Below are 23251 nucleotides of genomic sequence, written 5' to 3'. Positions count from 1 at the left end.
TCAATGGCTTAATAGATTCAAACGCTTTTGTAACTGCTCCGCCGGAATTCCCTTCTTTTCCGGCTTCTTCGGGATTAACTTATCTAAAAGGGAATTGGCAACCGCCGCCCTGGAAAACATCATTCCTTCCAGTTCCAGCCCATTTTCTTTCTCCCTGTTTCCGCTTTTGTCCTCTATAATCTCATCCGCAAATCCAAGTTCCACCGCCTTCCTGGCATTGAACCAGCTCTCTGCATCCATCAGATGGGAAATCTTTGCCCGGTTCAGCCCTGTCTTGATTTCATAGGCGTTCATAATACTTTCCTTTACCTCGTCCAGCATGGCTCCGGCTTTCTTCATCTCCTCCGAATCCCCGATGGCAACCGTCATGGGGTTGTGGATCATCATCATGGCAACCGGGGACATCTGTACCGTAGTTCCTGCCATCGCAATGACAGAGGCTGCCGATGCCGCCAGGGCATCCACCTTCACGGTCACATTTCCCTTGTAGTCCATCAGCATGTTGTAAATCTGTGCTGCTGCAAACACATCTCCACCCGGAGAATTAATCCAAACCGTAATATCACCGTTACCGGATTCCAGTTCTCTGCGGAACAGTTCCGGTGTCACTTCATCGCCATACCAGGTTTCGTCTGAAATTTCCCCGTCCAGGTACAGCGTCCTTCCTCCTTCGTCCTCATTCTTCACCCAGTTCCAAAACTTCCGTTTCACCTGTATTCCTCACTTTCTTACACACAAAAAGGAACCTGCCCCAGCAGCCTCATACCGCTAAGTTGGTTCCTCTTCTTTTTCTGTGCCGTTTCCGGCAAACAGCCCGGCATCCTTTAACTTTGTCATATTCCCATTTATGAGATAGAGGTTTCCCCCTTCTTCCTCCGGTATCGGGTTTAAATCCTCCAGTTCCCGGATATCGTTGGCGGACATCCAGCCGTTCTGCCTTGCTGTGGCATAACCGGTCATCCGGCTTTGATAATCCCCACGGAGCAATCCGTCCACATTTAATTTAATGAAGTATTCCTTCTTCTCCTCCGGAAGTAATAATGCCTTCTGCAAGGACTGTTCCCAGCGGATTACCCATGGGTTCAGGGTATACTTTACGAATTCCAAAGACTGCTGCTCTATGTTGGAAAAGCTTGACTTTTCCAAATCCCCTACCATGTGGGGCGGAATCCGGTATAGCCGGGCAATCTCGTTAATCTGAAACTTCCTGGTTTCCAGAAACTGTGCTTCCTCCGGTGGGATACCAATCTGCTGGTATTTCATCCCTTCCTCCAGCACCGCAATCTTATGGGCATTATTGGTGCCACGGTAGACCGCATTCCAGCTTTCCCGCACCTTTCCGGGGTCTTTTAACACTCCGGGATGCTCCAATACGCCGCCGGGATTTGCTCCGTTGGCAAAGAAACTTGCTCCGTACTCTTCACAGGCCTGTGTCATGCCCACAGCATTCTTCGCCATGGCAATGGGCGAATACCCCACAAGGCCATCAAAACCAAGCCCCGGGATATGCAGAACATCCTGCCGCCGAAGATAAATCTGTCCGTAAGTGCTAAAGTTCGGATTTTCTTCCGAATCTCTGGAATAAATATAAATAATCTCCCCATTATCTGCCCTGTCTACCTGCATCTTGTTAGGCAGGAGCGGATATAATCCAAGCACCCGTCCTGCGCCATCCCGGATAATCTGTGCATAAGCATTTCCCCAAATCAACAGATGGCTCATCAGTGTTTCACGGAACACAAATGAAGTCATTTCCTCATTCGTCTCATCATGCAGAATAGGATAAAGCGGATGGTCAGCCACCCGCTCCTTCCCCTTGTCCGTATATTGATAGATGTGTAGCGGAAGTGAAGCCACCGCCTCTGCCAGAATCCTTACACAGGAATACACTGCTGTTGTCTGCATTGCTGTCCGCTCATTTACTGGCTTGCCGCTGGTACTTCTTCCAAATAAAAAGGATAAGGCAGAACCTGCATAAGAGTTCCTTGGCTTATCCCTTGATCCCCGCATTCCCAATAAACTTCTGATTCCCATCTGCTTTCCTCCTAAAAATAGGCATGAAAAAAGCACCTCCGAAGAAGCGCCTAATGATATATTTTTTTGCTTTACTTATTGTCCTGCATTTCAACTATCTCTTTTTTGAAAAATCCAAATCATAATATCCTCTGTCATTCTTAACATCATAAGTGCATCTTCCTTAGATGGTGTTTCCTCTGTTCCTTCTTGCCTATGAGTTCCATAATCTGATAGCATTGAATAGATACTATAGATTGCTCGTGTTTTCTTGTAACTACCAGATATATTTTCTTCAAAAAATTCAGACAATTCTCTTTTACCTAATGCATCAAGATGATTTTTTATATCTTGCATATTTGAACCATCATATTCCCCAGCTATATCTGCTGTTCCTCTAAACCATTTGGCAAAGGAGTCTGGACCTTTATATTTTGAGAATAGACCTGTTAATGTAGTTCGGCAAGCCTCTATGCAAGTTCCAAAATTCCCACTTACAAAAGCATCAATCGATCCTTCATATGAATCGTAAATTTCCGGATAATTATTAAGTAGCCACTGCTCTAATCCATAAACATCGGCTATCTTTTCTGTATTTCCACTCCACGGTATTACATCAAAATAATCTGTTTCTTTTACTAATTCGAATCCCAGTAACTGATAAAGATTAATTAATTTATCCACATACTTCTTACATCTATCGTCTTCATAATATCTGGACGTGATATATGGATTAATATTATTTCCTAATTCCACAATAAGTAATGATAATTTCTTCGTCTCATTACTTTTTAAAAGTTCAGTAAAAATATTGTCCAAGCCGATGAAAATATTATATTCTTCTCTTGGATTTTGCCAAGTTCCATTATACCAATATGGCTCTAAATAATCTGCATTGTCATCATATAATTTTCCTAAGCCACAACACTTTAAATATTTCTTAAACTCACCATTCTCTTTTATTATAAAATATGGTTTATCTAATATTGCACATATTTTTGCTAAAATTATTTCCTTCTCTTCCATGACTTGCCTCCTCAAAGATAGATAAAATAATTCTAGCATATCTTTCCTCGCTAAACAATGATTTCAAAAGACTAAAATCCCCCTATCATCATAAACACTACCGCTACTATTTCCACCATTCCTTATAGAACGGTCCAAAGCCATAATCGCCGCCACCGCACCGTCAATCTTTTCCGTGGACTTCTCCTTATCCGGCTTAATATTCCCTGCCGGGTCCTGACGGATAAAGATGTTATCCATCATCCAACGCAAAACCGGATGTCCGCCATGAGCCAGTTTCTTCTCCAGTGTCAGCTTCATCAGTTCCTTGCTGGGCGGTGACATATCCTTGAAACCCTGCCCGAATGGAATCACTGTGAATCCCAGCCCTTCCAGATTCTGTACCATCTGTACCGCTCCCCAGCGGTCAAAGGCGATCTCTTTAATATGAAACTTCTTACCCAAGTCATCTATGAATCTTTCAATAAATCCATAATGAATCACATTCCCCTCCGTGGTTTTCAAGAATCCCTGCTGCTCCCACACATCATAAGGCACATGGTCCCGGCGAACACGCAGCCGCATGTTCTCCTCCGGTATCCAGAAATACGGCAGAATAATGTATTTTTCTTCTTCTGTCCTCGGAGGAAATATCAGGACAAATGCTGTAATGTCAGTGGAGCTGGATAAATCCAATCCGCCGTAACATTCCCTGCCAATCAATTCGACTTCATCAACTGCAAAATCACAGGCATCCCACTTCTCCATCTGCATCCACCGGGTAGACTGTTTCACCCACTGATTCAGACGGAGCTGCCGGAAAATGTTCTCCTCCGCCGGATTATCTTTAGCGCTCAGATAAGCGTTTCTGACTTTTTCTATATCAATGGTGTATCCCAGGGATGGGTTCGACTGGTACCAGACTTTCTCCGATGACCAATCCGCGTTATCCTTCGCCCCGTAAATCACAGGATAAAACGCAGGGTCTATCTTTCTCCCAAGTATAATGTCCTCTGCCTTCTGGTGCTGTTCAAAACACACCGAGTTCCGGTCATTTCCTGCCGTTGTAATCAGAAAAAACAACGGCTGTGTTCTGGCATCACCGGATCCCTTCGTCATGACATCAAACAGTTCCCGGTTCGGCTGCGCATGTAATTCATCAAAAATAACCGCATGGACATTCAGACCGTGTTTCGTATAGGCTTCTGCGGAAAGCACCTGGTAAAAACTGTTGGTCGGCTTATATACCAGCCGCTTTACCGACATGACCGGCTTAATACGTTTTTTTAATGCCGGACACTGATCCACCATATCCACCGCTACATCAAACACAATGGACGCCTGCTGCCGGTCAGAGGCACAGCCATAAACCTCCGCACCCCATTCCCCGTCCCCGCAGGTCATATAAAGAGCAACAGCAGCCGCCAGTTCCGACTTTCCGTTCTTCTTCGGAATCTCCACATAAGCGGTGTTGTATTGACGGTAGCCATTATCCTTAATTGTACCGAACACCTCCCGGATAATGGTATCCTGCCAAGGCAGTAGTTCAAAGGGAACTCCCCTCCACCGGCCTTTGGTATGCTTCAGACAGTTGATAAAGTTGACCGCATGTTCCGCTTTTGCCTCATCAAACATTACCGGCCACCGCCTTTATACAGGAGCAGTTCCATGGCATCGCTTTCCTTATCCTCCCCATTCTCAGCCACAATGCGGCTTCTGGAGGAGGGGGTAAGTCCAAACTGCTCACAGAAACGGTTCATGATTTTTAGATAGGTCTGGGCAATGGAAACCTGGGGCACCTGCTGCCAATAACCGGAAGGTGTCTTTACGATGGTTCCATGCTGCGTAATAAATTCCTCTGCCTCTTTCCACCGGGCATATGCCTGACAGTACCCGGCAAAAGCCGCCATATCAATCTCAGTGAGGATGCCAAGCTGCTCCATCTGCTTTGCCATACGCTTCCATTCCTTTTTCGCTTCCTCCTCCAGCCAGACCGGACAGCGTGGAGCCTTCTTCTCCGGTTTTGGCTCCTGCGTGTTTAAACTCCGCTTTCCCGGATTCCCTTCCAGGACTTTTACCGCCGTAGGCTTTGGTTTTCTGCCGCTCTGTGCCATCTGCTCCACCTCCCCTCTGTTTTCCGGCAAAAGAAAAGAGCCTCAGAAGAAGCTCTAATTCCTTGACTCATCAGTTTATTTTTATGGACAGCTTTTCTCCAAAGCTTGTTTTAATATAAAGTCATCAAATCCATATTTTATATAAGCCCTCGCCAGAATCCAGTAATAAGGCGGGAAACCATGTATTTTAGCCACTTCCTAAGGTTCTTCCTTCTCCTCTGTAATTCCGTTTTCTTCTGAAAACAGTTGGTTTACCGAATCATTCATCAGGGCATCTCTCTCAGCTTCTGCCTGCCCTAAAACCTCCTGCTCCGTCTGTTTCCGGGCTTCAGCCCTCTGGCGGCTTCGTACCTTTGCCCTTTCAATTTCCTCCGGAGTGCGGAAAGCAGAATGCCCTTTTAAATTGGCAAGCATCACCTGGCGTATCTTTTTCCCCTCTGCCCCGCCAAGGTTCAGTCGTAAAAGCCAGATGCGCATATAATACTTCTCGTTCTCTGCAATGGTTTCTGCCGGATTCACCCGCTTGCTGTCTAAAGCGGCCGCACACATACTCGATGCCAGTTTTGCATAAGCTCCCGTGTCCTCCCCATTTTCAGAAAATGGAAATGCCTCAAACACAATCTCGTCCTCTGTAAAATAAAAGCCTTTGTTCCGCTCATTCCCTTTACAGGAATGGAGTAGTTCCAGGAATTCTCCTCTGCCCTCCGGCTCTGTCCCCTGCAGTTTTACAAGGAACTCATCATTTACCTGGAAAGCTTTTCTCCCAACGGCTTTGTTCAAAAGGTACTGTTTGCTGTGGATCATGAAGACCAGGTTCTTCAAACTCAGTCCCGTATGCTCTCCCATAGGAATCTTAATCTCCAAACCCTCCATCTCCTCTTCCCTTTCCACCAGTCCTCTTTCCATCAGACCAGCAAGAATCATTTCCTCCAGTTTCTCATCCCCGTCCGGGAGTTCCACCTCGCCAGTCCGGTTCACAATGCATTTGCCAATCTCGTATCCGCAGCTTGGGACACCCAGGTACTGGGAACTCTCCCCTGTGATTTCGCATATTGCCTTGACAATGTCTTTCCTGTTTTCCGTAGTTGTTATAATTTTCTTCATAAGCCTTTACCTCCGTTTTTTTGGTACTACATAAATCACTCTAAACGGGTGTAAAGTCAATGCAATTCTCCATCTTTCCAGATTATTTTTCAACCTCCCTGAAACCACAGTTATCAACCACTTCACGGGATTCCGGCAGTGCCATGGCCACCGCATAAGCCACCGTGGCGGTCACCGCATTCCCTGCCTGCTTGTAAAGCTGAGATTCGGAATTGACTGCTGCCGCCCTCTCATACAATGTATCCGGAAATCCCTGCAGCCGGAAACACTCACGTGGAGTCAGTCTGCGGATACGTCCGCATTTTAAGACGGCTCCCATCTGGCAGCCCGTGTCCAATGTCTGGGAACACCCTTTACCCACACGCCCTCTCCGGGTTGCACTTTTTGGATATGCCAGACAGATTCCATCACCAGGATGGGCAATGTCATATCCCTGCTTTGTTCCATTCCGGATAGGAATTTCTACTTTATCCTCCTGCATTGATTTTTTACATAGGTAGACACCGTGCCGGTCTTGGCCTGTCAGCGTAAACATCGGCTCACCGTCCTCTTTCATCCGCCTGCCATTCTGCCGCTTCTCTATCCTTTCCGGTGTCAGAACCGCATGGACTTCCATCACACCGGAATTACTGGCAGGATAGTTGATAATACCTGCGTTATATCTGGCCTGGATACATCTTGCCACTTCTGTAACCTTGGGGCTGCTGCACTGATCAATGAAATACAGCCCCGTCTTTGCTCCCATTCCTCCGCCATTAGCTCCAAGGGTAACCGACACCCCAGCCGGATCATAAACCCGGTATCCCTGCATACCGCCTATAATCTGTTCAAGAGTTCTGCCGTCTTCTCCAGTGACAGATAATATTTCCCGTCTGCCTCTGCTTCTAAGATTTGCGATAAGGAACACCCGCTCCCGGTTCTGCGGGACTCCGAAATCCTTGGAGTTAAGCACCTGCCATTTCGTGTCATACCCTGCTTCATCCATTTCAGACAAAACGGCGGCAAAATCGAATCCTCCATTAACTGAGAGCAGGTTCTTAACGTTCTCAACAAGTAAGTATGTGGGTTTACCACTTTCTTCTTTGCCTTTGACAAGGTCAATGATGTTGTAATAGATTCCACTTCTCTTTCCACGCAGTCCCCGCTGTTTCCCGGCAACGGAGATGTCCTGGCATGGGAATCCGAAGCACCAGATATCTGCGTAAGGCACATTCTCCGGTTTAAGCTTTGTGATATCATCTGCAAACCACTCTCCCTTTGTGTCGTACATGGCTTCATAGGAAGCCCTGGCATATTTGTCATACTCACAGTAACCGATACATTTATGTCCTGCATTTTCCAGCCCAAGCCGGAATCCGCCAATGCCGGAGCATAAATCAAGGAAGGTCAACTGCTTCATCAGCTCCACCTTCCCTTTTTAATTCCTCATATTTTATTTTCTGTCCGCTGCGGATGACAAAGACCTTCTCCGCGGAATCGGCCTGCTCCACATATCGGTTGACAATTACGTCCACGAACTTCTCATCCAGTTCTGCCATATAGCAGATGCGGTTGGTCTGTTCACAGGCAATAAGCGTAGAACCGGAACCTCCAAAGGGATCCAGAACGATACAGTTGCTCATGCAGGAATTCTGGATTGGATATGCCATAAGTCCCACCGGTTTCATGGTCGGGTGATCCTTGGACTGCTTCGGCCGGTCAAACTCCCATATAGTGGTCTGCTTCCGGTCGGAATACCAGTTATGTTTCCCGCCCTTTTTCCATCCAAACAGAACCGGCTCGTGCTGCCACTGGTAAGGGCTCCTTCCAAGGACCAAGCTCTGCTTTTTCCAGATGCAGGTACCTGACAGGTAAAATCCTGTTGCCTTGAATGCGCTGCGGAAATTTAATCCTTCCGTGTCGGCATGAAATACATAGATAGATGCGTCCTGCTCCATACTCGCTTCCATATTTACAAAAGCAGCAAAGAGGAACTGGTAAAACTTTTCATCCTCCATGTGGTCATTTTGAATGCTGCCTGCGGTTCCCTCATAATTTACATTGTATGGAGGATCGGTCACTACCAGGTTTGCCTTCTTCCCCGTCATTAGCAAATCATAGGTTTCCGGCAGAGTGGAATCACCGCATACCAGCCGGTGCCTGCCAAGCAGCCACACATCTCCCTGCTTTGCCACTGCCGGTTTCTGCAGCTCCGCATCCACATCAAAGTCATCTTCGGTTATATTTTTGTCATGGACCGTATTAAAAAGCTGTTCAATCTCCGGCGGCTCAAATCCGGTGAACGCCACATCGAAATCGGATTCCTGCAAATCCCTGATCAACTCAGCCAGCAGTTCCTTATTCCATTCACCCGTAATTTTATTCAAGGCAATATTAAGTGCTTTCTCCTTGGTCTTGTCAATCTCCACCACGATACAGTCAATTTCCTCATACCCCAAATCGGATAAAACTGTAACCCGTTGATGACCGCCAATGATGGTCAGGTCAGAATTGACAATGACCGGCTCGACATACCCAAACTCCTGAATGGAGCGTTTGATTTTCTCATATTCCATATCCCCCGGCTTCAGCTTCTTCCTCGGATTGTAGGAAGCAGCTACCAGTTCTTTGATTTTAATTCTCCGAAACTCCATTCTCTTCTCCCCTCCAGAACCTGTCTTTGATGTAGCAGTTGTGACCGCAGTATTTCCGTTTTTGGTTCCCATAGGAAACAAATACCTTACCACAGTGCGCACAGGTCATCGTGTATAATGCGGTATCCTTCTGCTCGGAAACCTCCGGGTGGATCCTCCACCATATTCTCCTGCAGGTTTCCGAACAGAACTTCTTAGGACGCCCGGTAGCCGGCTGTTTTATTTCCTTTCCACAGTACAAACAGGCTTTGCCCTTGGAAATCTGTTCCGATACATTCTTTTCCAAAGCTGTGGCGTATCCAGCCATTCCTTTGCTCCTGCAGTAATTTCGGACAATGTCACGGGACAACCCTGCCTCCGTGGCAATCCTCCGGTAGCCTAAACCTTTCAGTCTCAGTTCCCGGATTCTGGTTTCCTGCACCTCTGTCATTTCCTTTCGCACCTCCTTACAGAAAAACCGGGAAATGCATAGTGATTTCTACTTTTCTCGGCTTCAAAACATGGATTTCCGGTACTTTTTGGCAAAATCCCCTCCAAGCAATTCAGCGGAAATCATATGTTTATGTACAATAAGGCACCTATTATCCTATCCCCCCTGACGGTTTCTGCGAAAATTCACGCCTTAGGGGGCGGCGGTTTCCAGGGGACGGGGTTCTGGAGATTCGGGCTCCCCTTTCCCTTAAAAATTATTACAATCAAAAGTAATTATAATTTATCTATAAATTTTCTAATATTTTGTTGATAATAATTGTTTTTCCGCATATACTAATAGTAAGCATAGAGAAAGGAGGAATGGTAAATGGCTATCACTACCGATGTATTAAACAGTCTCATTTCTATCACTCAATTTAACAAAGGGCAGGCTTCCAAAATCTTTGACAGACTGCGCACGGAACGCCAGCTTGTTGTACTAAAAAACAATGCTCCTTCTGCCGTGATTCTTTCACCAGAGGAATATGAACGCCTGGCTGAGATTGAAGAAGACTATCAGCTTCTGCTTCTTGCACAGCAGCGTATTGCTAATGGCGACATGGAACGCACAGTAACTTTTAACGATGCAATGGTTGACCTTGGAATTTCCGAGACCGAACTTAACGAAGCGGAGGATGTAGAAATCGAATGAACTATGAAATTAACTTCCTTCCCGAAGCACTGAATGATATGAAAAAATTGGATAATTCTGTCCGTCCCCAAGTTGCCAAGGGAATCCAAAAGGTCAGCCAGAACCCAGTTTCTATTTATCAGGGAGGATACGGAAAGCCTCTTGGCAACAAAGATGGCTCAAATCTGGCTGGACTTTTTAAAATTAAATTCCGTGGAATCGGAATCCGTGTTGTTTACTCTATAGAAGAGCGAAATAGTGTGATGACAATTATCGTTGTGTCCGTTAGAGCCGATAATCAGGTATATCAAGAAGCTTCTCATCGCAGAACAAAACACGATCTATAGTAAGCATCCTGCCAGTCAGGGTGCTTTTTCATGTTTTACTGTCACAAAACTCACAATTTCCACAATACTTTTTGTGGATCTTATGCCTTAGAATTTACTGGATAATATCAGCAATCAGATTTAATATGGCACTACCAAATAAAAGGAGGTAGACGCTTATGAAAACAAAAAAACTGAAAATCCTTTGTTCTTTCCGCACCAGGCAAAGCAGTAACGTCTGGGGTAGAACCGGCTCCTATATCGAGACACCCAAAATCTCTATGGAAGGGAAATGGCTGGAAGCTCTTGGTTTCCACATCGGGGACACGATCGAAGTCTCTTACGAGGAGAATTGCATCCGCATCACCCCAGCAATGGTTTGCGAGCCATCCCTTTCTTACGAGAACAAAAATTAAAAATGGATGACTCCAATGAAATTGAAATCACTGCATTGGGTATTGCAGCAATATCCAAAAGTCTTATACTTATCAGAGAACATTTACCAGAACAGGGAAAAGCCCTGGAAATTTCCAAGGCTTCTCTCTGTCAGTATTTGTATTCCTGATAACGGTCTTCCGTCATCGTCTTTCTGTCATGGCAATTCTTACATAGTGCCTGCCAGTTGGACTCAGCCCAGAACAATTCTTCATTTCCACGGTGCGGAATAATATGGTCCACTACGGTGGCTTTCACCAGCTTCCCACGTTCCCGGCACCGGACACACAGCGGGTGTTCTTTCAGATACCTGCGCCTGGCTTTCCGCCATCGTCCGTTATAACCTCTCTCTGATGCTCCGGCACGCTCTGTCTGATACAGATAGCTGTGTTCTTCACAATAGGCTGACTCTGTTAGATTCGGGCATCCCGGATATCGGCAGGGCTTCTTTGGCTTTCTCGGCATCTGAATTCACTCCTTCCGTATGTAGCGGCAGGGTGAAAGGATAAGTCCCTGCCAGTGCAAAGGCATGAAAAAAGCCTCATGGAATTAAATCCACAAGACTCTTTACATTTCTTCGCAGCTTAATCATAGCACAGGATCCGGTAAACTTTCAATCAACTCATTGTCTACACTTAGTCTACCCATTCAGCTTAACAAATAGGAATCTGTCTGCCGCCCCCGCAGTTCATAAATCCGTTTCAGTTCCTCCACGGCTTTCTTCCTGTACTTTCCAACCATGGCATGGCTGACATTGTATTTTATCATTAGCTCCTGCCAGCTTGCCTGTTCTATAATCATATCCCATATAATCTCAGGCAGACGCCCGCTCAGTTGGCGAATAGCATATTCCAGGAAATCCATTTCTTCCTTTATCTGTTTATAGCGTCTCAGCAAAAAATCGAACCACTCATCATCCAGCCTTTCCTTTACCTGCCTGTAAACCATGGCGGTCATTCCTGTTTTATCAGAAGTACCGCTGGTCTGTACACGCTCTCCCTGTAGTTTTGAAAAACACAGGCTCTCGATAACGTCCTCATATGGAATTCCCTGGAATCTGCCCAGCTCAAATTCTAACAAGGCCAGGCTATGTTTCCATTCCCGGTATTCTTTAAAGATTCTTTCCACATCCATCCCGGATACCTCCAATCCTTACCTTTACCGCATCCACCAGTGCGGACTGCCCAGTATTCTTTCGCTCTAAAGAAGCAAACACCTGCTCATCCATGGTACCTTTCGCTATCAGATGATGAATCACCACCGTTTCTTTTTGTCCCTGTCTCCAAAGTCTGGCATTCATCTGCTGATACAGTTCCAACGACCAGGTCAGTCCGAACCAGATCAGCGTAGAACCTCCTGCCTGCAGGTTCAGCCCATGCCCGGCAGATGCCGGATGGATCATGGCAAGTGGTATCTCACCCTTGTTCCACTTTTTAAAATCCTCCGAAGTATCCAGTTCCACCGCCTGGAACCGCTCCTGTATCCGCTGCCTATCATGTTTATACCAGTAAGCTGCCAGCACCGGCTTTCCATTTGCCGCTTCCAGTAAATCTTCCAGAACGTCCAGCTTTCGGTCATGGATATGTCGCACGTCCCCGTTCTCATCATAGACTGCTCCGTTTGCCATCTGTAACAATTTGTTAGAAAGCCCCGCCGCATTGACCGCATCCACATCCCCGCCTTCAAAAGGAAGAAGCATCTCCTTTTCCAGTTTCCGGTACAGGTCATACTCTTTCTCACTCAGGCTCACCTCCACCCGGTTATAAATACATTCCGGCATTTCCAGATAGTCCACCGCCTTCATGCTGATTGTGATGTCGGAAATCAACCCATAGATTTGTTCCTCTGCTCCATCTTTTGGCTTATAGGAATACACCATATCCCGGCTCCGCTTATCCGGCTGGAAGAACCGCTCCCGGTACGCCCCGATAAACCGTCCAAGTCTCTGCCCCAAGTCAAGAATTCCGATTTCCGCCCAAAGGTCAATCAGACCGTTTGGTGCAGGAGTTCCGGTCAGGCCCACAATCCGGTGTGCCTTCGCCCTTACTTTCCTAAGAGCCTTAAACCGCTTTGCCTTGTGGGATTTGAAAGAGGACAGTTCATCAATGATAATCATGTCAAAATCCCAGTTGCCCTGCCCTACCAGCCACTCAACGTTCTCCCGGTTGATCACATACACATTCGCCTTCCGGTTTAATGCCGCTTTCCTCTCTTTCTCCGAACCTAGAATGGGAGAAAGCATCAATTCATTCAAGTGATCCCACTTCTCATACTCCCCCGGCCAGGTATCCCGTGCCACACGTAAAGGTGCGATCACGAGAACCCGCCTGACTTCAAAGTAATCCAACAGCAGCTCCCAAAGGGCGGTCAGTGTGACCACAGTTTTCCCTAACCCCATGTCTAAAAGAAGCAGGCTCACCGGATGCCCGATGATGAATTCCTTTGCATAATCCTGATATTCATGTGGATTGTATTTCATCCAGTACACCTCCAATCATCTCAGCTCTATCTATGCAGTAAACCAGAAAACCCAGGGCTTCCAGTTGTGTTCTCCTTTTCTCCTGCAGAGGACGCAGCTTTTTTCCGGGAGCCTTCAGCTCTACAAAAGCACATCTCCCTCCCGGCATCAGCACCATACGGTCCGGCACCCCATCCAAACCCGGGGAGGTGAATTTCACAGCCCTGCCGCCACGCTTTTTACCTGCCGTTGCAACATCATCTCTATCTGTCTTTCTTCTGCCATACTTTTAAGCCTCCCTTCCAAATGTTCTGCTGCCGATTTGCTGTTCATGCACGTATATAACATAAACACGCATTTGCACACGTTTTCCCTTATCCTTTTATTATTTCATAAATATAAGGTGGTATCAGCAACAACAGCAACATAAATCCGCTAACGCTTATCATTACTTACTTTACACCTGTTGCCCATTTGATTCATTTATGGCAACATTCCTGGCAACAGCAACTGTTTTCTTTGTTGCCCACCCGGCTAATTGTTGCCTTTTGCTGCCGTAACATTTTCCTCCCGGCAATACCCTCTGACTACTCCATAAATCGGAAACCGGATTTTTGCGTCCGATTTTCTCCATCCATCTATATTTGCCATAATCGCCGTAATCTCATTAGCATCCTGCCGTTTAAGGTTCGAGCGTTCTTTACCAAAGCACTCGCACCATATTTCCATATTGCAAACACGCTCCCGCTTTTTCACACCTCTTTCCCGCTGTTCTCCGAACTCAGAACCATTCACATAATTCCGGCGGTCATAAAGTTCCATGCTCTCCCAGTTCTCCGGCAGCAGCTTTTCCAGGTATTCCTTCACAATGCCTTCCCGCTCGTCAACCTCCATGGCAATCTGCTGCTCCCGGATTGCCATCTGTTCCACCACCTTATCTAGGCACAATGATTCCCCTGCTTTGTAATATGACAATGCCTCAGCCCAAATCTGGTGGACGTCCTCCTCGGTCAGTTCCCAGGATGACTTCGCTGCATCACCGGGTGTTTTCACCGGCCAGAACCTCCGGTTACCTGCGGTATCCCGAAGATACCCGTTCTCCGCATTCGTAGTTCCGATAAAGATACACTGCCTTGGATGCGGCGTTGCCCTGCGTCCAAAGGAGGCACGGTAAATGTCAATCTGCCTGGAAAGGAACCCACGAAGTGTTTCAATCTCCGTTTTTTTCAGACCAGCCAGCTCCCCGATTTCCAGAATCCAATAGCCCTGCAGTTTTTCCGCAGCGGTCTTATCTCTGGTGTCATTTAATAGCAAAGAGTCATTGAACCACTCCCCGCTCAGTTTCGCAATCAGCGTGGACTTTCCTTTCCCCTGCGGACCGTTCAGTACCAGCATGGTGTCAAATTTATATCCTGGACTCATCACTCTGGCTATCGCACCGCATAATGTCTTTCTGGTCACCGCACGTACATAGGCATTATCCACCGCACCCAGGTAATCCACTAAGAGGGTATCTGACCTGGGTATTTTATCCCATTCCGGCAAAGAGTTTAAGAATTCCCTGACCGGATGATAGGAACGGTCATCTACTACCTTCGTCACAGCAATGTCATAGTTTCTGGCAGAGAAATTCCCATAGTTTAAATCTACATAGGAAATAAGCTGGGAATCATCCGCATCCCTCCAGAACTTCCCCGGATGCTCCCAAGGCACCTCCCCTTTAATCTCCATCCCGTCACTAAACTGGTTAAACACGATGGATTTCAGATTTTCATCATGGTTCAAAATCAGCAGGAGATTTTTCAGGTTGTTGACAAGCACTCCCTGGCGGTTGTATTCCAGTCCCAGCCTCCAATCTTTTTCCGCAGCAAACTCTCTTTTTACTGCCTGTTCTTTTTCTTCCAGTAGTTCCAGTTTTACCTTGTCATCTGATACGGTGAACTCGCTCATAGCCTTGAAGGACGGCAGCTTACTGCTCTCCGTATCTTCATCTGCCTTTTTATCCAGTTCCCCGAATTTATGGATACGGACCATGTCAAAGGCATTCATAAGCTGACCGCAGGCCGAGTCCGTAGCATGATGGGAATAGGCGAACTTTCCATCATAGATTACAACCCCCGCCTGGGAATCTGCCGGAATGTAGTCATACCTTCCCGGTATCTGGCTTGCGGTGTAGGTGTCGGAAAGAAAGGCTTCGATGGCATCTTCAATGGAATACGCCCGGCAGAATGCCCCGATGGTTCCCTCCTTAGTAAGAGGGTCCGCCTGCTTCTTCATATCCCGCTGTACAATAATCTGCTGTCGGCTGCTCACCGGCCACTGGGAAGAATCATGCCAGTTCTCATATTTCTGCAGGACAGTATCCGGATTCAGAATCTCACCTTCAATCTCCCGGAATATGAATTCTCCATCTGAGGAAGTGCTTGGCCAGTACATCAGCCGGGAAGGTTCATAGGTGGTATCATCAAATAACTCCATACCAATTTCTTCAGCCACTTTTCTTGCGACTGCCTGATACTCATCCGGCGTGACATTCCTGGACAGCGGAATCACCAGCCGGAGCCTTGGTTTCTCCTGGGCATGTTTATGTGTGGAATATAAGTAACAGTGAAAATCATGGAACAGTTCAAGCTGGTCTGCAATATCTTCTGTAGCATAATCCATATCTAAAGTCAGCCCGGAACGTAACACCACACAATCCTTCTTCCTCCGGCCGCCTTTCAGCTTCCCAAGCACAAAACCGCCCACATCTTTGATATCGTCCTGCCTTGCCTTGGACAGTTTCCTATACTGCTCTACTGTTTCCGAGGTTCGGATAGTTGCGGCAATCCGTTTCCTGAATTCCTCCAGTTCCATCTCCATGCCATTCCACTTTTTGTCTTTCCTGGAATTCCCCACTGAGACATACAACTTCATTTTCCCAGCCTCCTCAATCTTTTTTATAAAAACTGCACTCATAACCGTCCGCCCGGAGTGGTAGACCATCTGCCCATACAGGCGGCACTGCCATAAGCCTGCACAGTTCCTCCACAGAACCTTCTCCTTCTGGCACTTCTGCTATAATCTCATCATGACAGTGCATGACAATTGCATATCCTGCTTTGTCTACCCTCAGCATGGCTTCCGCCAATAAATCTCTGGCTGTCCCCTGTACGATGTTCTCAACCAGCTTCGGTCCATAGGTTTCTATCCGGCACCATTTCTTGTTCCCGCCGATTCCCTCATAGGTCAGTCCTCTCCGGTCAAACTGGTTCATCTCCATTCTTGGTTTCACATAGGACAGCTTCCTGCCCGAAGGAAGAATAATCAAAAGAATACCGCTGTGGTATTCAAACATAATCCTTCCTGCCTGTGTCCTCTTTTTCTCGGTGACTGCCTGGATCGCAGCCTTATCCACATCCCACCAGAATTGCGTGATATGCGGATTGGCTTTTCTCCAGGTTGAAACCAGAGAAGAAAGTTCTTCTTCCTTAATTCCCATATCCATCGCTCCCATAGAAATTAGCGCGCCTGCGGCTCCTCCGTAGCCTAGTGCCAGCTCTGAGATTTTCCCTTTCTGACGCAATCGGGAGCCTTTCTTAACCTCCTCCATCGGCATATGAAACATTGCGGAAGCGGATGCCTCGTAAATCTTGCCATGCGTGGCAAACACCTCCAGTCTCCACTGCTCCCCGGACAACCATGCCAGCACCCTGGCTTCAATGGCAGAAAAGTCCGCTACCAGATACCGACAGCCCTCCTTTGGAATAAAAGCAGTGCGGATAAGTTCTGATAGCACATTTGGTATAGACTCATATAAGAGCTCCACTTCCTCAAACCGCCCATTCTTCACCAGCTTCCTTGCAAGCTCCAAATCTGGGAGATGGTTCTGAGGGAGATTCTGTACCTGTACTAGCCGCCCTGCCCAGCGGCCGGTACGGTTTGCACCGTAAAACTGCAATAACCCATGTACCCTTCCGTCTGAACATACGCTGCGCTCGATGGCTTCATACTTTTTCACGGAGGTCTTTGCCATCAGAAGCCGTAGTTTCAGCAATTCCTGCACTTCCCCTTCGGATTCCTGGATCAGTTCCCTGACCGCCTTTTTCGCCAGGCTTTCCACCTCCACTCCCTGCTCATTCAGCCATTCCTTCATCTGTGCAACGGAATTGGGATTTTCCATTCCGGTCAACTCATATGCCCGACTCGTCACCAACTCCTTATGGAGCAAATCCCCGGATACCGCTTGCCGTACCAGTTCCCTGTCCACCAGAACGCCCCGGTCATTGATTTTCTGGTCCAGGCGGTAAAGTTCCATTTCACGTTCAGGAATGGAGAAGTTTTTCAGCTTCTTCCGGATTGCATATTCCACATCCACGTCCCGGATGCAGTAGGTTTTGAATAATTCCCACTTCTCCGGTGCATGGATAGGAAGATTTCTGGTTCTGTCCTCATTGCTTTTCGTTGGCTTGCAGGGAACGCAGAAATAGCGGATTAAATCCCTGCCCTCTTTTAGCTTCTGCCTTTCCAGCCCCAGCAGCGCCCCAACGTCCTCTAACGACCGGGGAAGGGCAAGCAGTGCCGCCTGAACCGCACTGCAGTGCCAGGAATCCGGCGGCAGACGGACGCCAAAATATTTACTCAGACAAGTCCGCTCAAAATTGGCATTGAATGCAGTTTTTACCACAGCAGCATCAAACACCGCTTCCTTTACTTTATCCGTCAGCTCCTCCCCCTGAGCCAAATCTACAACCCTGGTGTCTTCGTCATCAAATTTATAAGCAAACAAAAGAACTTCAAAAGCAGGGCTGTCCGCATACGCATAAGCTCCGCATTTTATCAAGTCCACATCGGAATAAGTCTCTATATCAATAGTCAGTATCCGTTTCATCTGCATCACGCCCTTTCCTGCTTCTCCCTATGTAACCGGGCGGATACTCCATCCACCCAGTACCATTTATCCAAGAAAATCTTCCTCTTCCATAGCTTCAAAGTCATCTTCCGCATTCGTTCTGCCGCCAAGAGGCTCTCCGTCCTTTAACTTCTGGATATTCCCAAGCCCTGCGGCAATGCCGCGGTTTCCGTTATTGTTGAATCCATAGAAGTTGACGGAAATCCTGCCGTAACAGCCGGAGTACACCTCGGACTGGTCCAGGATTGGCTGCACGTTCTTATCGACCACCTGGGGAGCCTGTCTGGAATTGGCATTGAAGAAATAGCTGTCCGCATAAGCTTCATCCTCCGGACGGTCAATGTCACCGTCACGTAAAGGCAGTTTCAAATTGGCAGGAATCTTCCCTCCCCACTTGGAAAGGGAATCCTTCTTCGCCTGTTCAATGGCTGCCTTGATCTTCTCAATGGTTTCCATATCCGATTTCGGAATAATGGCTGATACGGAATATTTCGGTTCCCCGCCATCTACTGCATTCGCCTCCCAGCAATGCAGATAAGAAAATCTGCAAGGTACGATTACTTTTGTGATCGGTGCATTTTTATTTTCAATGTTCATATGGTTTACTCCTCCTTAAAATCCGCTTCTGCGGCTGCTGTTTCCACCGGCTGTCTTTTGTCCGACTCCGGTGCCAGTGTAATCTTACCCTGTGGCTTATACACAAATTTTCCAAGTATCTGGGCAAACTTCTTTTTCCCCATCAGCTTTTCCATCTCCGTAATACCAATGAGTACCTGTTTATAAATATCTGTATACCCGGCTGCCTTTGCAGCCTCCGCTGCTTCCTCTTCACTGCTGTACTTCCGGTTGCTCCTGCCCTCCACCAGCTTGAACCCATTCCAATGTTTGCCATGGGTGATTGCCTCATCCTGGGCATAGGCATAGATATCTGCCGCCCATTTGGCAAGCTCATCCGCTTTTTTCAATACCTCTGCAATTTCTTCATCGGATAGCAGGGCTGGCAGGTGAAATTCCATTTTCGCCAGTTCCAGGAAGCTCTCCGCCCTGGCCCTGCACTGATTCCTGGCTTTGCAAAACCTGCACCAGGAACCGGAGGCAAATTCACCCTGTCCTTTATCTGCCAATGCTGCTCTTGGAATCAGGTATTCTTCTGCCCATTTTCTCAAATCAGCCACCGTAATCTCCCAGGTACTGACAGATTCCAAACGAGGCTGATGAATGGTAAGGCTGACTCCTTCAATATCATAAATGGCATCGAAAAGCTCCAATGCTCCCAACGCATACAGCATCATCTGCGGATTTTCCTCCGCTTCCACGGCAATGCCTTTTCCATATTTCAAATCAACGATGAACAAAGTTCCGTCCGCTACAATCACTAAATCCCCGGTACCAAACCCTTCTGGTACATACCGGGAGAAATCCAGATGCTGTTCAATGAGAATGACCGGATCCTTGCAGGACTGTTTCGCCTTTTCAATCTGTTCTATGGCAAAGGAAACGTATTCAGCTGTACAATCTTCCATCTCATCACAGTCATAATCGGATACCGGACGCCTGGAACGCTTCTTAAGCAGACGTTTCAGCTTATGTTCTGCCAGGGCATGGGCGGCGGTTCCTTCTTCCGCATAAATACTTCCCTCGTCCGCTGGGAACTGCTGCTCCAGCCGTGCAGACGGAGTACAGTTCAGCCATCGCCTGGAAGAAGATGCGGATAGCAGAGCATGCCTTCCCATCACAATTTCTCCGCATCAGCAAACAGTGCCGAATAGTTTTTCTCTTCCACGGCAGACAGCTTCACAGCACCATATTTTTTCAGAAGTTCTTTAATCTGTACCGTCTTTCCGTCCTGGGATTTCTCCGCCAATACTGCCCGAATCTGCTCTACGGTCACTTTCTTTTCCTGAGTATCTGCTTTTGCAGTATCTGCCTGCTTCTTCTGCATTGTATCCTCTGCTCTATCTGTACATGGATTTACCATCTCTGTCTGCCCGGCAAGGCTCCGTAGGCTCTCCGCTACCATGGAGAATCCTTCCGCCATCTTCAATAATTCACTGCCCATCTAACATTCCTCCATCTCTTCCAATCGTTCCATTAATTCCTCAGAGAACATGGTACACAGCAATAATTCCTCTCCGATTTCTCTTGCATCAAAGTATTTTGCCCGGTCGCCATATTCCAGGCAGGCTTTCTCTATCAGACCGCGTTTTTCCTCATCTTTTTCATTTCCAAATACCCATATTTCGTCCACTTGTTTTGCCAGCCTCAAAGTCAGCAAATGTTCCACCGCGGTTCCAATTTCATCCATGAAAATATTATGGAAATTCAAATAAGAACTGATTGGCAGGGCTCCCTTATGGGCAGCAAAACGGCAATATTCCAAAGCCCTGGCCCGGTCATTTTCCTCATTTCCCGTTATCTTTGTTACAATCATTACCAGCTTCATCCGGCATTCCTCCTTCCTGTATCTCTTTGAACCAGACCGGAATTCCATGCTCTATGGCAAACTTCACTTCCTGCGCCATGCCATCCGTTGTCTTTCCATATACCCAGACTTCATCACACTCCTGCATCAGTTCCAGTCCCATGGAAATCCCATCTGTACGCTCTTTGAGACTATCCTCATTCAGAAATTGAGGGAACATAAGATGCGGAGCAATTGGGAGACAGCCTTCCTCATATGCCTTTCTGCAAAATCTTGCAGCTTTTTCGCTGTTCCCTTTTACAGCTCCACGAAAAGGGCTACATATAAAAATCTTTTTCATCTTTTCCTACTATCCTTTCCGCACATGGCTAATGACTTCTTTTTTTCTGAAAGGAACGATAGGAATCCTTTTTTGGTTCTCTCATTCGTTACCATAATCTTTGAACAATCCTCTCCACTTACAATAATCCGTACTGTCCTCATAGTAAAAATCTCCTTTCCTTTTGAGACATTTTCAAAGCCTCTATCTTATAGCCACGGGAAAGTGATCTTTTAAACTAATCCAATAGTTTTTTTATCTTATCCGGGATTTTTTTCAGTCTCTTGGATACGGCCATTGCTGTAATGCCTAATTCTTTTCCGACTTCCGCCATGGTCTTATCCTCAAAATAATATTTCTTAACAATTATGGAATCCTTACGATCCAGTTTCTGAATGGCCCGGTGCAGCCTTTCTTTCTCATCTGAATGAATAATGATTTGTTCTACATCCGCCCTATTGTCAGCAAACTGCATTGGGCTATACCCATCACGGATCTCCTGCATGAATTCCAGAGAATTATGCCGTCTCATTTCGGCACGGTTTCTCCTGGACTGCATCTTCTCCATTTCGATGATAACTTCACCAATATCGTCATCCACTTCTATTTCCAACCTCTCTCCGGTTAAAAACTCATAATTGATTCTCATGCTGCTCCTTTCTTTACCCGTGAGTAAAGCGGCAGCAGCAGAAATGGAAAAACAGGCAAAAAAAATAGCCGGAGTAAGCTGGTATTCCGCTTTACTCCGGCTATTTGGTGTCGCGCTTATGCGGACCCTTTGCTCGGTAGATTTCTTTTAATATGTTACTAATTCTTCTTTCATTTTTTCTTCCTGAATGCTGCAAATCCTGTAACGGACCTGTATGATATTCCTGCAATGGGGACATTTCAGTTCTACCCATATATCCCCGTTTACAGATGAGCATATATCAAATGCCCGCTTCCGGCATATAGGGCAGTTCATTTTCTCCTTCATCTTGGTATAGCTCCTTTCCTGTCAATGAGTTAGTTGACATATGGTACAAAAAAATAAGCCATTTAAAATGTCAACTATGTACCTGACACAATCACTTTAAGATTAGCACTCTGTCATTTACAGAGTGCCTGGCATCTGCCGGAATATGTTAAGCTGTCTTTCATCATGAGTATTTGCGTTCTTGCCTGCATATTGGGTGAATCCCAACTGTGATAACCGGATACTGGCAGAAACAGGTGATACCTGAAATATCCCTGAAAGTTTCTCTGCTAAATCTGATTCATTAAAATAAGGGGTGGCAGTCAAGTCTGATACTGCATTGATAAACGGTGTTTTCGGCATCAATATAGCGGCACTGAAATATTTCGCATGATGTTCCAGCCAGTCTATATCAGTAACCAGCCGTTTCTTCCCGATTATCTCCAATCCACCCTCAATATCTGACTTTTTACATCCTACGATTCCTGATGCTACTATTTTTTTCTGGTTATTTCTGCTTTTGGCATATGCATAAAAGTCCGAATGAAATACCCAGTGGCCGCATTCATGTCCAATCGTGGAGCGCAGCCGGTGCTCCTTCCAGTCTTCCAGCACTGTATTGTCGATAAGCATGGTACCTCTCTTGGCATACAGATAATCCGCACACTTTTCTTCTGGAAGATAAATTGGAACCCTTTCTGTATCCTGGAATACCATCCTGCCTAAAATCAGTCCGCAATGGGAAAGGTATGTATAATCCAAGGTCAAATCCAGATAGAATTCTGCAAATTCCTCCATGTTTACTGGCTGTGGGATCTTTAATACGGAAGGATTATAGTCTTTTAAAAATTCTTCTGCATGAGCATCAATCTCACCATTGCACATGATAGGAACACCATTTCTTTTTTTCCTTAACTTTGGCTGGTACATAATCGGTTCACCCTTTCCTTGCCTTTAATTCATTCAGCAGGACCTGCCACTCTTTTTCCCCTGCACCAGTTTCCATCGACAACCGCAATGCTTCTATCACATAAGAATTGCAGAGCATATAATCTGCACAGTCCTGGGGTGTTGTAATATCATTAGATGACCGCGATTCTGCCGCCATATCATAAAGTGTATGGGTTTCCTCATCGTCCAGCATTAAATAATAAGCCAGTGATTTCAGCCTTTCTGAGGTAAAGGTGCTGCTTCTCCCTTTCTCCACCTCACTATAGAACTGTGGCGATACTTTTATGGCCTTCGCCGTTTCCCGCAGAGATTTTCCTTTACTTTTTCTAAGTGTCTCCACGTATTTTCCGAATCTTAATCTATGGTCTGTGTTCATAGTTGTTCTCCCTATAAAGAATTTTATATGGTAAGCATTGCCATGAAAACAAACATCTATTCGTCAACTTGTTAATTGACATCATTTTTTTGATATTGGGGAAAATTTATATAAAAAACCACAACTGTTTGCTGAAATCTCACGCTG

General features: G+C 46.4%; 29 protein-coding genes. 3 read left to right on the top strand and 26 right to left on the bottom strand.

From position 1 onward, the window contains the following. The 9 genes from C8E03_RS07090 to C8E03_RS07050 form a co-directional block, all read right to left on the bottom strand. Positions 1-711 carry a head maturation protease, ClpP-related gene (locus tag C8E03_RS07090; RefSeq protein ID WP_110290628.1) on the bottom strand — a complete coding sequence of 237 codons (711 nt, stop codon included), beginning with the start codon at positions 709-711 and terminating at the stop codon, positions 1-3. A 57-nt stretch (positions 712-768) separates the two neighbouring features. After that, positions 769-2034 carry a phage portal protein gene (locus tag C8E03_RS07085; protein WP_110290627.1) on the bottom strand — a complete coding sequence of 422 codons (1266 nt, stop codon included), beginning with the start codon at positions 2032-2034 and terminating at the stop codon, positions 769-771. Between the two features lie 90 nt (positions 2035-2124). Further along, complete coding sequence (locus C8E03_RS07080; protein WP_110290626.1) at positions 2125-3039, bottom strand: hypothetical protein; 915 nt, start codon at positions 3037-3039, stop codon at positions 2125-2127. A 63-nt stretch (positions 3040-3102) separates the two neighbouring features. Next, the gene (locus tag C8E03_RS07075) at positions 3103-4653 is read right to left on the bottom strand and encodes a terminase large subunit (RefSeq protein ID WP_110290625.1); all 1551 of its coding nucleotides are present in this window, start codon (positions 4651-4653) and stop codon (positions 3103-3105) included. Continuing rightward, positions 4653-5132 carry a phage terminase small subunit P27 family gene (locus tag C8E03_RS07070; RefSeq protein ID WP_110290624.1) on the bottom strand — a complete coding sequence of 160 codons (480 nt, stop codon included), beginning with the start codon at positions 5130-5132 and terminating at the stop codon, positions 4653-4655. The genes C8E03_RS07075 and C8E03_RS07070 overlap by 1 nt, the downstream gene beginning before the upstream one ends. 198 nt (positions 5133-5330) lie before the next feature. Beyond that, a complete protein-coding gene (locus C8E03_RS07065; protein WP_110290623.1) occupies positions 5331-6236 on the bottom strand; it encodes a hypothetical protein in 906 nt (301 codons plus the stop codon). An 82-nt stretch (positions 6237-6318) separates the two neighbouring features. Further along, complete coding sequence (locus C8E03_RS07060) at positions 6319-7635, bottom strand: DNA cytosine methyltransferase (protein WP_110290622.1); 1317 nt, start codon at positions 7633-7635, stop codon at positions 6319-6321. Continuing rightward, positions 7613-8869, bottom strand: a complete 1257-nt coding sequence (locus tag C8E03_RS07055) for a site-specific DNA-methyltransferase (RefSeq protein WP_110290621.1) — start codon at positions 8867-8869, stop codon at positions 7613-7615. The genes C8E03_RS07060 and C8E03_RS07055 overlap by 23 nt, the downstream gene beginning before the upstream one ends. Then, a complete protein-coding gene (locus C8E03_RS07050; RefSeq protein ID WP_110290620.1) occupies positions 8850-9299 on the bottom strand; it encodes an RNA polymerase subunit sigma-70 in 450 nt (149 codons plus the stop codon). Before C8E03_RS07050 ends, C8E03_RS07055 begins: the two co-directional genes overlap by 20 nt. 369 nt (positions 9300-9668) lie before the next feature. Here C8E03_RS07050 and C8E03_RS07045 point away from each other — a divergent pair, with 369 nt between their 5' ends. The 3 genes from C8E03_RS07045 (at position 9669) to C8E03_RS07035 (ending at position 10713) form a co-directional block, all read left to right on the top strand. Beyond that, a complete protein-coding gene (locus C8E03_RS07045; RefSeq protein ID WP_110290619.1) occupies positions 9669-9992 on the top strand; it encodes a type II toxin-antitoxin system Phd/YefM family antitoxin in 324 nt (107 codons plus the stop codon). 38 nt (positions 9993-10030) lie between these two features. Continuing rightward, positions 10031-10318, top strand: a complete 288-nt coding sequence (locus C8E03_RS07040) for a type II toxin-antitoxin system RelE family toxin (RefSeq protein WP_330410721.1) — start codon at positions 10031-10033, stop codon at positions 10316-10318. A 158-nt stretch (positions 10319-10476) separates the two neighbouring features. Further along, positions 10477-10713: a SymE family type I addiction module toxin gene (locus C8E03_RS07035; protein WP_110290617.1), complete on the top strand. Its 237-nt coding sequence runs from the start codon at positions 10477-10479 to the stop codon at positions 10711-10713. A 130-nt stretch (positions 10714-10843) separates the two neighbouring features. Here the strand turns inward: C8E03_RS07035 and C8E03_RS23015 are convergent, their stop codons facing one another. The 17 genes from C8E03_RS23015 to C8E03_RS06965 all read right to left on the bottom strand — a co-directional run bounded on the left by C8E03_RS23015 (position 10844) and on the right by C8E03_RS06965 (position 23104). After that, positions 10844-11023 carry an HNH endonuclease signature motif containing protein gene (locus tag C8E03_RS23015; protein WP_330410731.1) on the bottom strand — a complete coding sequence of 60 codons (180 nt, stop codon included), beginning with the start codon at positions 11021-11023 and terminating at the stop codon, positions 10844-10846. Positions 11024-11380: 357 nt separating this feature from the next. Then, on the bottom strand, positions 11381-11866 hold the full coding sequence (locus C8E03_RS07025; RefSeq protein ID WP_110290615.1) for a hypothetical protein: 486 nt from the start codon (positions 11864-11866) through the stop codon (positions 11381-11383). Beyond that, on the bottom strand, positions 11844-13211 hold the full coding sequence (locus tag C8E03_RS07020) for a DEAD/DEAH box helicase (protein ID WP_110290614.1): 1368 nt from the start codon (positions 13209-13211) through the stop codon (positions 11844-11846). The genes C8E03_RS07025 and C8E03_RS07020 overlap by 23 nt, the downstream gene beginning before the upstream one ends. Next, positions 13192-13410, bottom strand: coding sequence for a VRR-NUC domain-containing protein (locus tag C8E03_RS22805; RefSeq protein WP_456298596.1), 219 nt, complete (start codon positions 13408-13410; stop codon positions 13192-13194). Before C8E03_RS22805 ends, C8E03_RS07020 begins: the two co-directional genes overlap by 20 nt. Further along, positions 13407-13538 carry a hypothetical protein gene (locus C8E03_RS22590; RefSeq protein WP_278321171.1) on the bottom strand — a complete coding sequence of 44 codons (132 nt, stop codon included), beginning with the start codon at positions 13536-13538 and terminating at the stop codon, positions 13407-13409. Before C8E03_RS22590 ends, C8E03_RS22805 begins: the two co-directional genes overlap by 4 nt. Before the next feature lie 186 nt (positions 13539-13724). Beyond that, entirely contained in the window at positions 13725-16106 is a 2382-nt protein-coding gene (locus C8E03_RS07010) for a virulence-associated E family protein (protein ID WP_110290683.1), read from the bottom strand. 13 nt (positions 16107-16119) lie between these two features. Then, a complete protein-coding gene (locus C8E03_RS07005; protein WP_110290682.1) occupies positions 16120-18060 on the bottom strand; it encodes a DNA polymerase in 1941 nt (646 codons plus the stop codon). A 66-nt stretch (positions 18061-18126) separates the two neighbouring features. After that, entirely contained in the window at positions 18127-18678 is a 552-nt protein-coding gene (locus C8E03_RS07000; protein ID WP_207657790.1) for a DUF2815 family protein, read from the bottom strand. Between the two features lie 5 nt (positions 18679-18683). Then, positions 18684-19814 carry a DUF2800 domain-containing protein gene (locus C8E03_RS06995; RefSeq protein ID WP_110290613.1) on the bottom strand — a complete coding sequence of 377 codons (1131 nt, stop codon included), beginning with the start codon at positions 19812-19814 and terminating at the stop codon, positions 18684-18686. Then, complete coding sequence (locus C8E03_RS06990) at positions 19814-20140, bottom strand: hypothetical protein (protein WP_110290612.1); 327 nt, start codon at positions 20138-20140, stop codon at positions 19814-19816. The genes C8E03_RS06995 and C8E03_RS06990 overlap by 1 nt, the downstream gene beginning before the upstream one ends. Further along, entirely contained in the window at positions 20141-20524 is a 384-nt protein-coding gene (locus tag C8E03_RS06985; protein WP_110290611.1) for a DUF7768 domain-containing protein, read from the bottom strand. It abuts the gene before it with no gap. Then, positions 20484-20843, bottom strand: a complete 360-nt coding sequence (locus C8E03_RS06980) for a DUF7768 domain-containing protein (RefSeq protein WP_110290610.1) — start codon at positions 20841-20843, stop codon at positions 20484-20486. The genes C8E03_RS06985 and C8E03_RS06980 overlap by 41 nt, the downstream gene beginning before the upstream one ends. After that, positions 20840-20986 carry a hypothetical protein gene (locus tag C8E03_RS21915; RefSeq protein ID WP_170122926.1) on the bottom strand — a complete coding sequence of 49 codons (147 nt, stop codon included), beginning with the start codon at positions 20984-20986 and terminating at the stop codon, positions 20840-20842. The genes C8E03_RS06980 and C8E03_RS21915 overlap by 4 nt, the downstream gene beginning before the upstream one ends. A 74-nt stretch (positions 20987-21060) precedes the next feature. Then, complete coding sequence (locus tag C8E03_RS06975) at positions 21061-21471, bottom strand: sigma-70 family RNA polymerase sigma factor (RefSeq protein ID WP_110290609.1); 411 nt, start codon at positions 21469-21471, stop codon at positions 21061-21063. A 100-nt stretch (positions 21472-21571) separates the two neighbouring features. Beyond that, the gene (locus tag C8E03_RS21910; protein ID WP_170122925.1) at positions 21572-21724 is read right to left on the bottom strand and encodes a hypothetical protein; all 153 of its coding nucleotides are present in this window, start codon (positions 21722-21724) and stop codon (positions 21572-21574) included. A 191-nt stretch (positions 21725-21915) separates the two neighbouring features. After that, on the bottom strand, positions 21916-22707 hold the full coding sequence (locus tag C8E03_RS06970; RefSeq protein ID WP_110290608.1) for an ImmA/IrrE family metallo-endopeptidase: 792 nt from the start codon (positions 22705-22707) through the stop codon (positions 21916-21918). 7 nt (positions 22708-22714) lie between these two features. Then, positions 22715-23104 carry a helix-turn-helix domain-containing protein gene (locus C8E03_RS06965; protein ID WP_110290607.1) on the bottom strand — a complete coding sequence of 130 codons (390 nt, stop codon included), beginning with the start codon at positions 23102-23104 and terminating at the stop codon, positions 22715-22717. Positions 23105-23251 lie beyond the last annotated feature (147 nt).

The organism is Lachnotalea glycerini, from assembly GCF_003201285.1.
In the GTDB taxonomy this organism is placed as follows: domain Bacteria; phylum Bacillota; class Clostridia; order Lachnospirales; family Lachnospiraceae; genus Lachnotalea; species Lachnotalea glycerini.
The sequence above is the reverse complement of the archived record's forward strand: the minus strand, read 5'-3'. Positions and strand labels throughout refer to the sequence as shown.

Coding starts and splice junctions, on each gene's coding strand:
- C8E03_RS07020 (WP_110290614.1), bottom strand. CDS start 13,211: ATGAAATACAATCCACATGAATATCAGGATTATGCAAAGGAATTCATC.
- C8E03_RS07010 (WP_110290683.1), bottom strand. CDS start 16,106: ATGAAGTTGTATGTCTCAGTGGGGAATTCCAGGAAAGACAAAAAGTGG.
- C8E03_RS06980 (WP_110290610.1), bottom strand. CDS start 20,843: ATGAAAAAGATTTTTATATGTAGCCCTTTTCGTGGAGCTGTAAAAGGG.
- C8E03_RS07085 (WP_110290627.1), bottom strand. CDS start 2,034: ATGGGAATCAGAAGTTTATTGGGAATGCGGGGATCAAGGGATAAGCCA.
- C8E03_RS06995 (WP_110290613.1), bottom strand. CDS start 19,814: ATGGGAAGGCATGCTCTGCTATCCGCATCTTCTTCCAGGCGATGGCTG.
- C8E03_RS22590 (WP_278321171.1), bottom strand. CDS start 13,538: ATGTTATATACGTGCATGAACAGCAAATCGGCAGCAGAACATTTGGAA.
- C8E03_RS07025 (WP_110290615.1), bottom strand. CDS start 11,866: ATGGATGTGGAAAGAATCTTTAAAGAATACCGGGAATGGAAACATAGC.
- C8E03_RS06990 (WP_110290612.1), bottom strand. CDS start 20,140: ATGGGCAGTGAATTATTGAAGATGGCGGAAGGATTCTCCATGGTAGCG.
- C8E03_RS07070 (WP_110290624.1), bottom strand. CDS start 5,132: ATGGCACAGAGCGGCAGAAAACCAAAGCCTACGGCGGTAAAAGTCCTG.
- C8E03_RS07050 (WP_110290620.1), bottom strand. CDS start 9,299: ATGACAGAGGTGCAGGAAACCAGAATCCGGGAACTGAGACTGAAAGGT.
- C8E03_RS07040 (WP_330410721.1), top strand. CDS start 10,031: ATGAAAAAATTGGATAATTCTGTCCGTCCCCAAGTTGCCAAGGGAATC.
- C8E03_RS07055 (WP_110290621.1), bottom strand. CDS start 8,869: ATGGAGTTTCGGAGAATTAAAATCAAAGAACTGGTAGCTGCTTCCTAC.
- C8E03_RS07035 (WP_110290617.1), top strand. CDS start 10,477: ATGAAAACAAAAAAACTGAAAATCCTTTGTTCTTTCCGCACCAGGCAA.
- C8E03_RS07075 (WP_110290625.1), bottom strand. CDS start 4,653: ATGTTTGATGAGGCAAAAGCGGAACATGCGGTCAACTTTATCAACTGT.
- C8E03_RS06975 (WP_110290609.1), bottom strand. CDS start 21,471: ATGAGAATCAATTATGAGTTTTTAACCGGAGAGAGGTTGGAAATAGAA.
- C8E03_RS07060 (WP_110290622.1), bottom strand. CDS start 7,635: ATGAAGCAGTTGACCTTCCTTGATTTATGCTCCGGCATTGGCGGATTC.
- C8E03_RS06970 (WP_110290608.1), bottom strand. CDS start 22,707: ATGTACCAGCCAAAGTTAAGGAAAAAAAGAAATGGTGTTCCTATCATG.
- C8E03_RS21910 (WP_170122925.1), bottom strand. CDS start 21,724: ATGGGTAGAACTGAAATGTCCCCATTGCAGGAATATCATACAGGTCCG.
- C8E03_RS07080 (WP_110290626.1), bottom strand. CDS start 3,039: ATGGAAGAGAAGGAAATAATTTTAGCAAAAATATGTGCAATATTAGAT.
- C8E03_RS07045 (WP_110290619.1), top strand. CDS start 9,669: ATGGCTATCACTACCGATGTATTAAACAGTCTCATTTCTATCACTCAA.
- C8E03_RS06985 (WP_110290611.1), bottom strand. CDS start 20,524: ATGAAGCTGGTAATGATTGTAACAAAGATAACGGGAAATGAGGAAAAT.
- C8E03_RS07005 (WP_110290682.1), bottom strand. CDS start 18,060: ATGAAACGGATACTGACTATTGATATAGAGACTTATTCCGATGTGGAC.
- C8E03_RS06965 (WP_110290607.1), bottom strand. CDS start 23,104: ATGAACACAGACCATAGATTAAGATTCGGAAAATACGTGGAGACACTT.
- C8E03_RS07065 (WP_110290623.1), bottom strand. CDS start 6,236: ATGAAGAAAATTATAACAACTACGGAAAACAGGAAAGACATTGTCAAG.
- C8E03_RS07000 (WP_207657790.1), bottom strand. CDS start 18,678: ATGAACATTGAAAATAAAAATGCACCGATCACAAAAGTAATCGTACCT.
- C8E03_RS21915 (WP_170122926.1), bottom strand. CDS start 20,986: ATGAGGACAGTACGGATTATTGTAAGTGGAGAGGATTGTTCAAAGATT.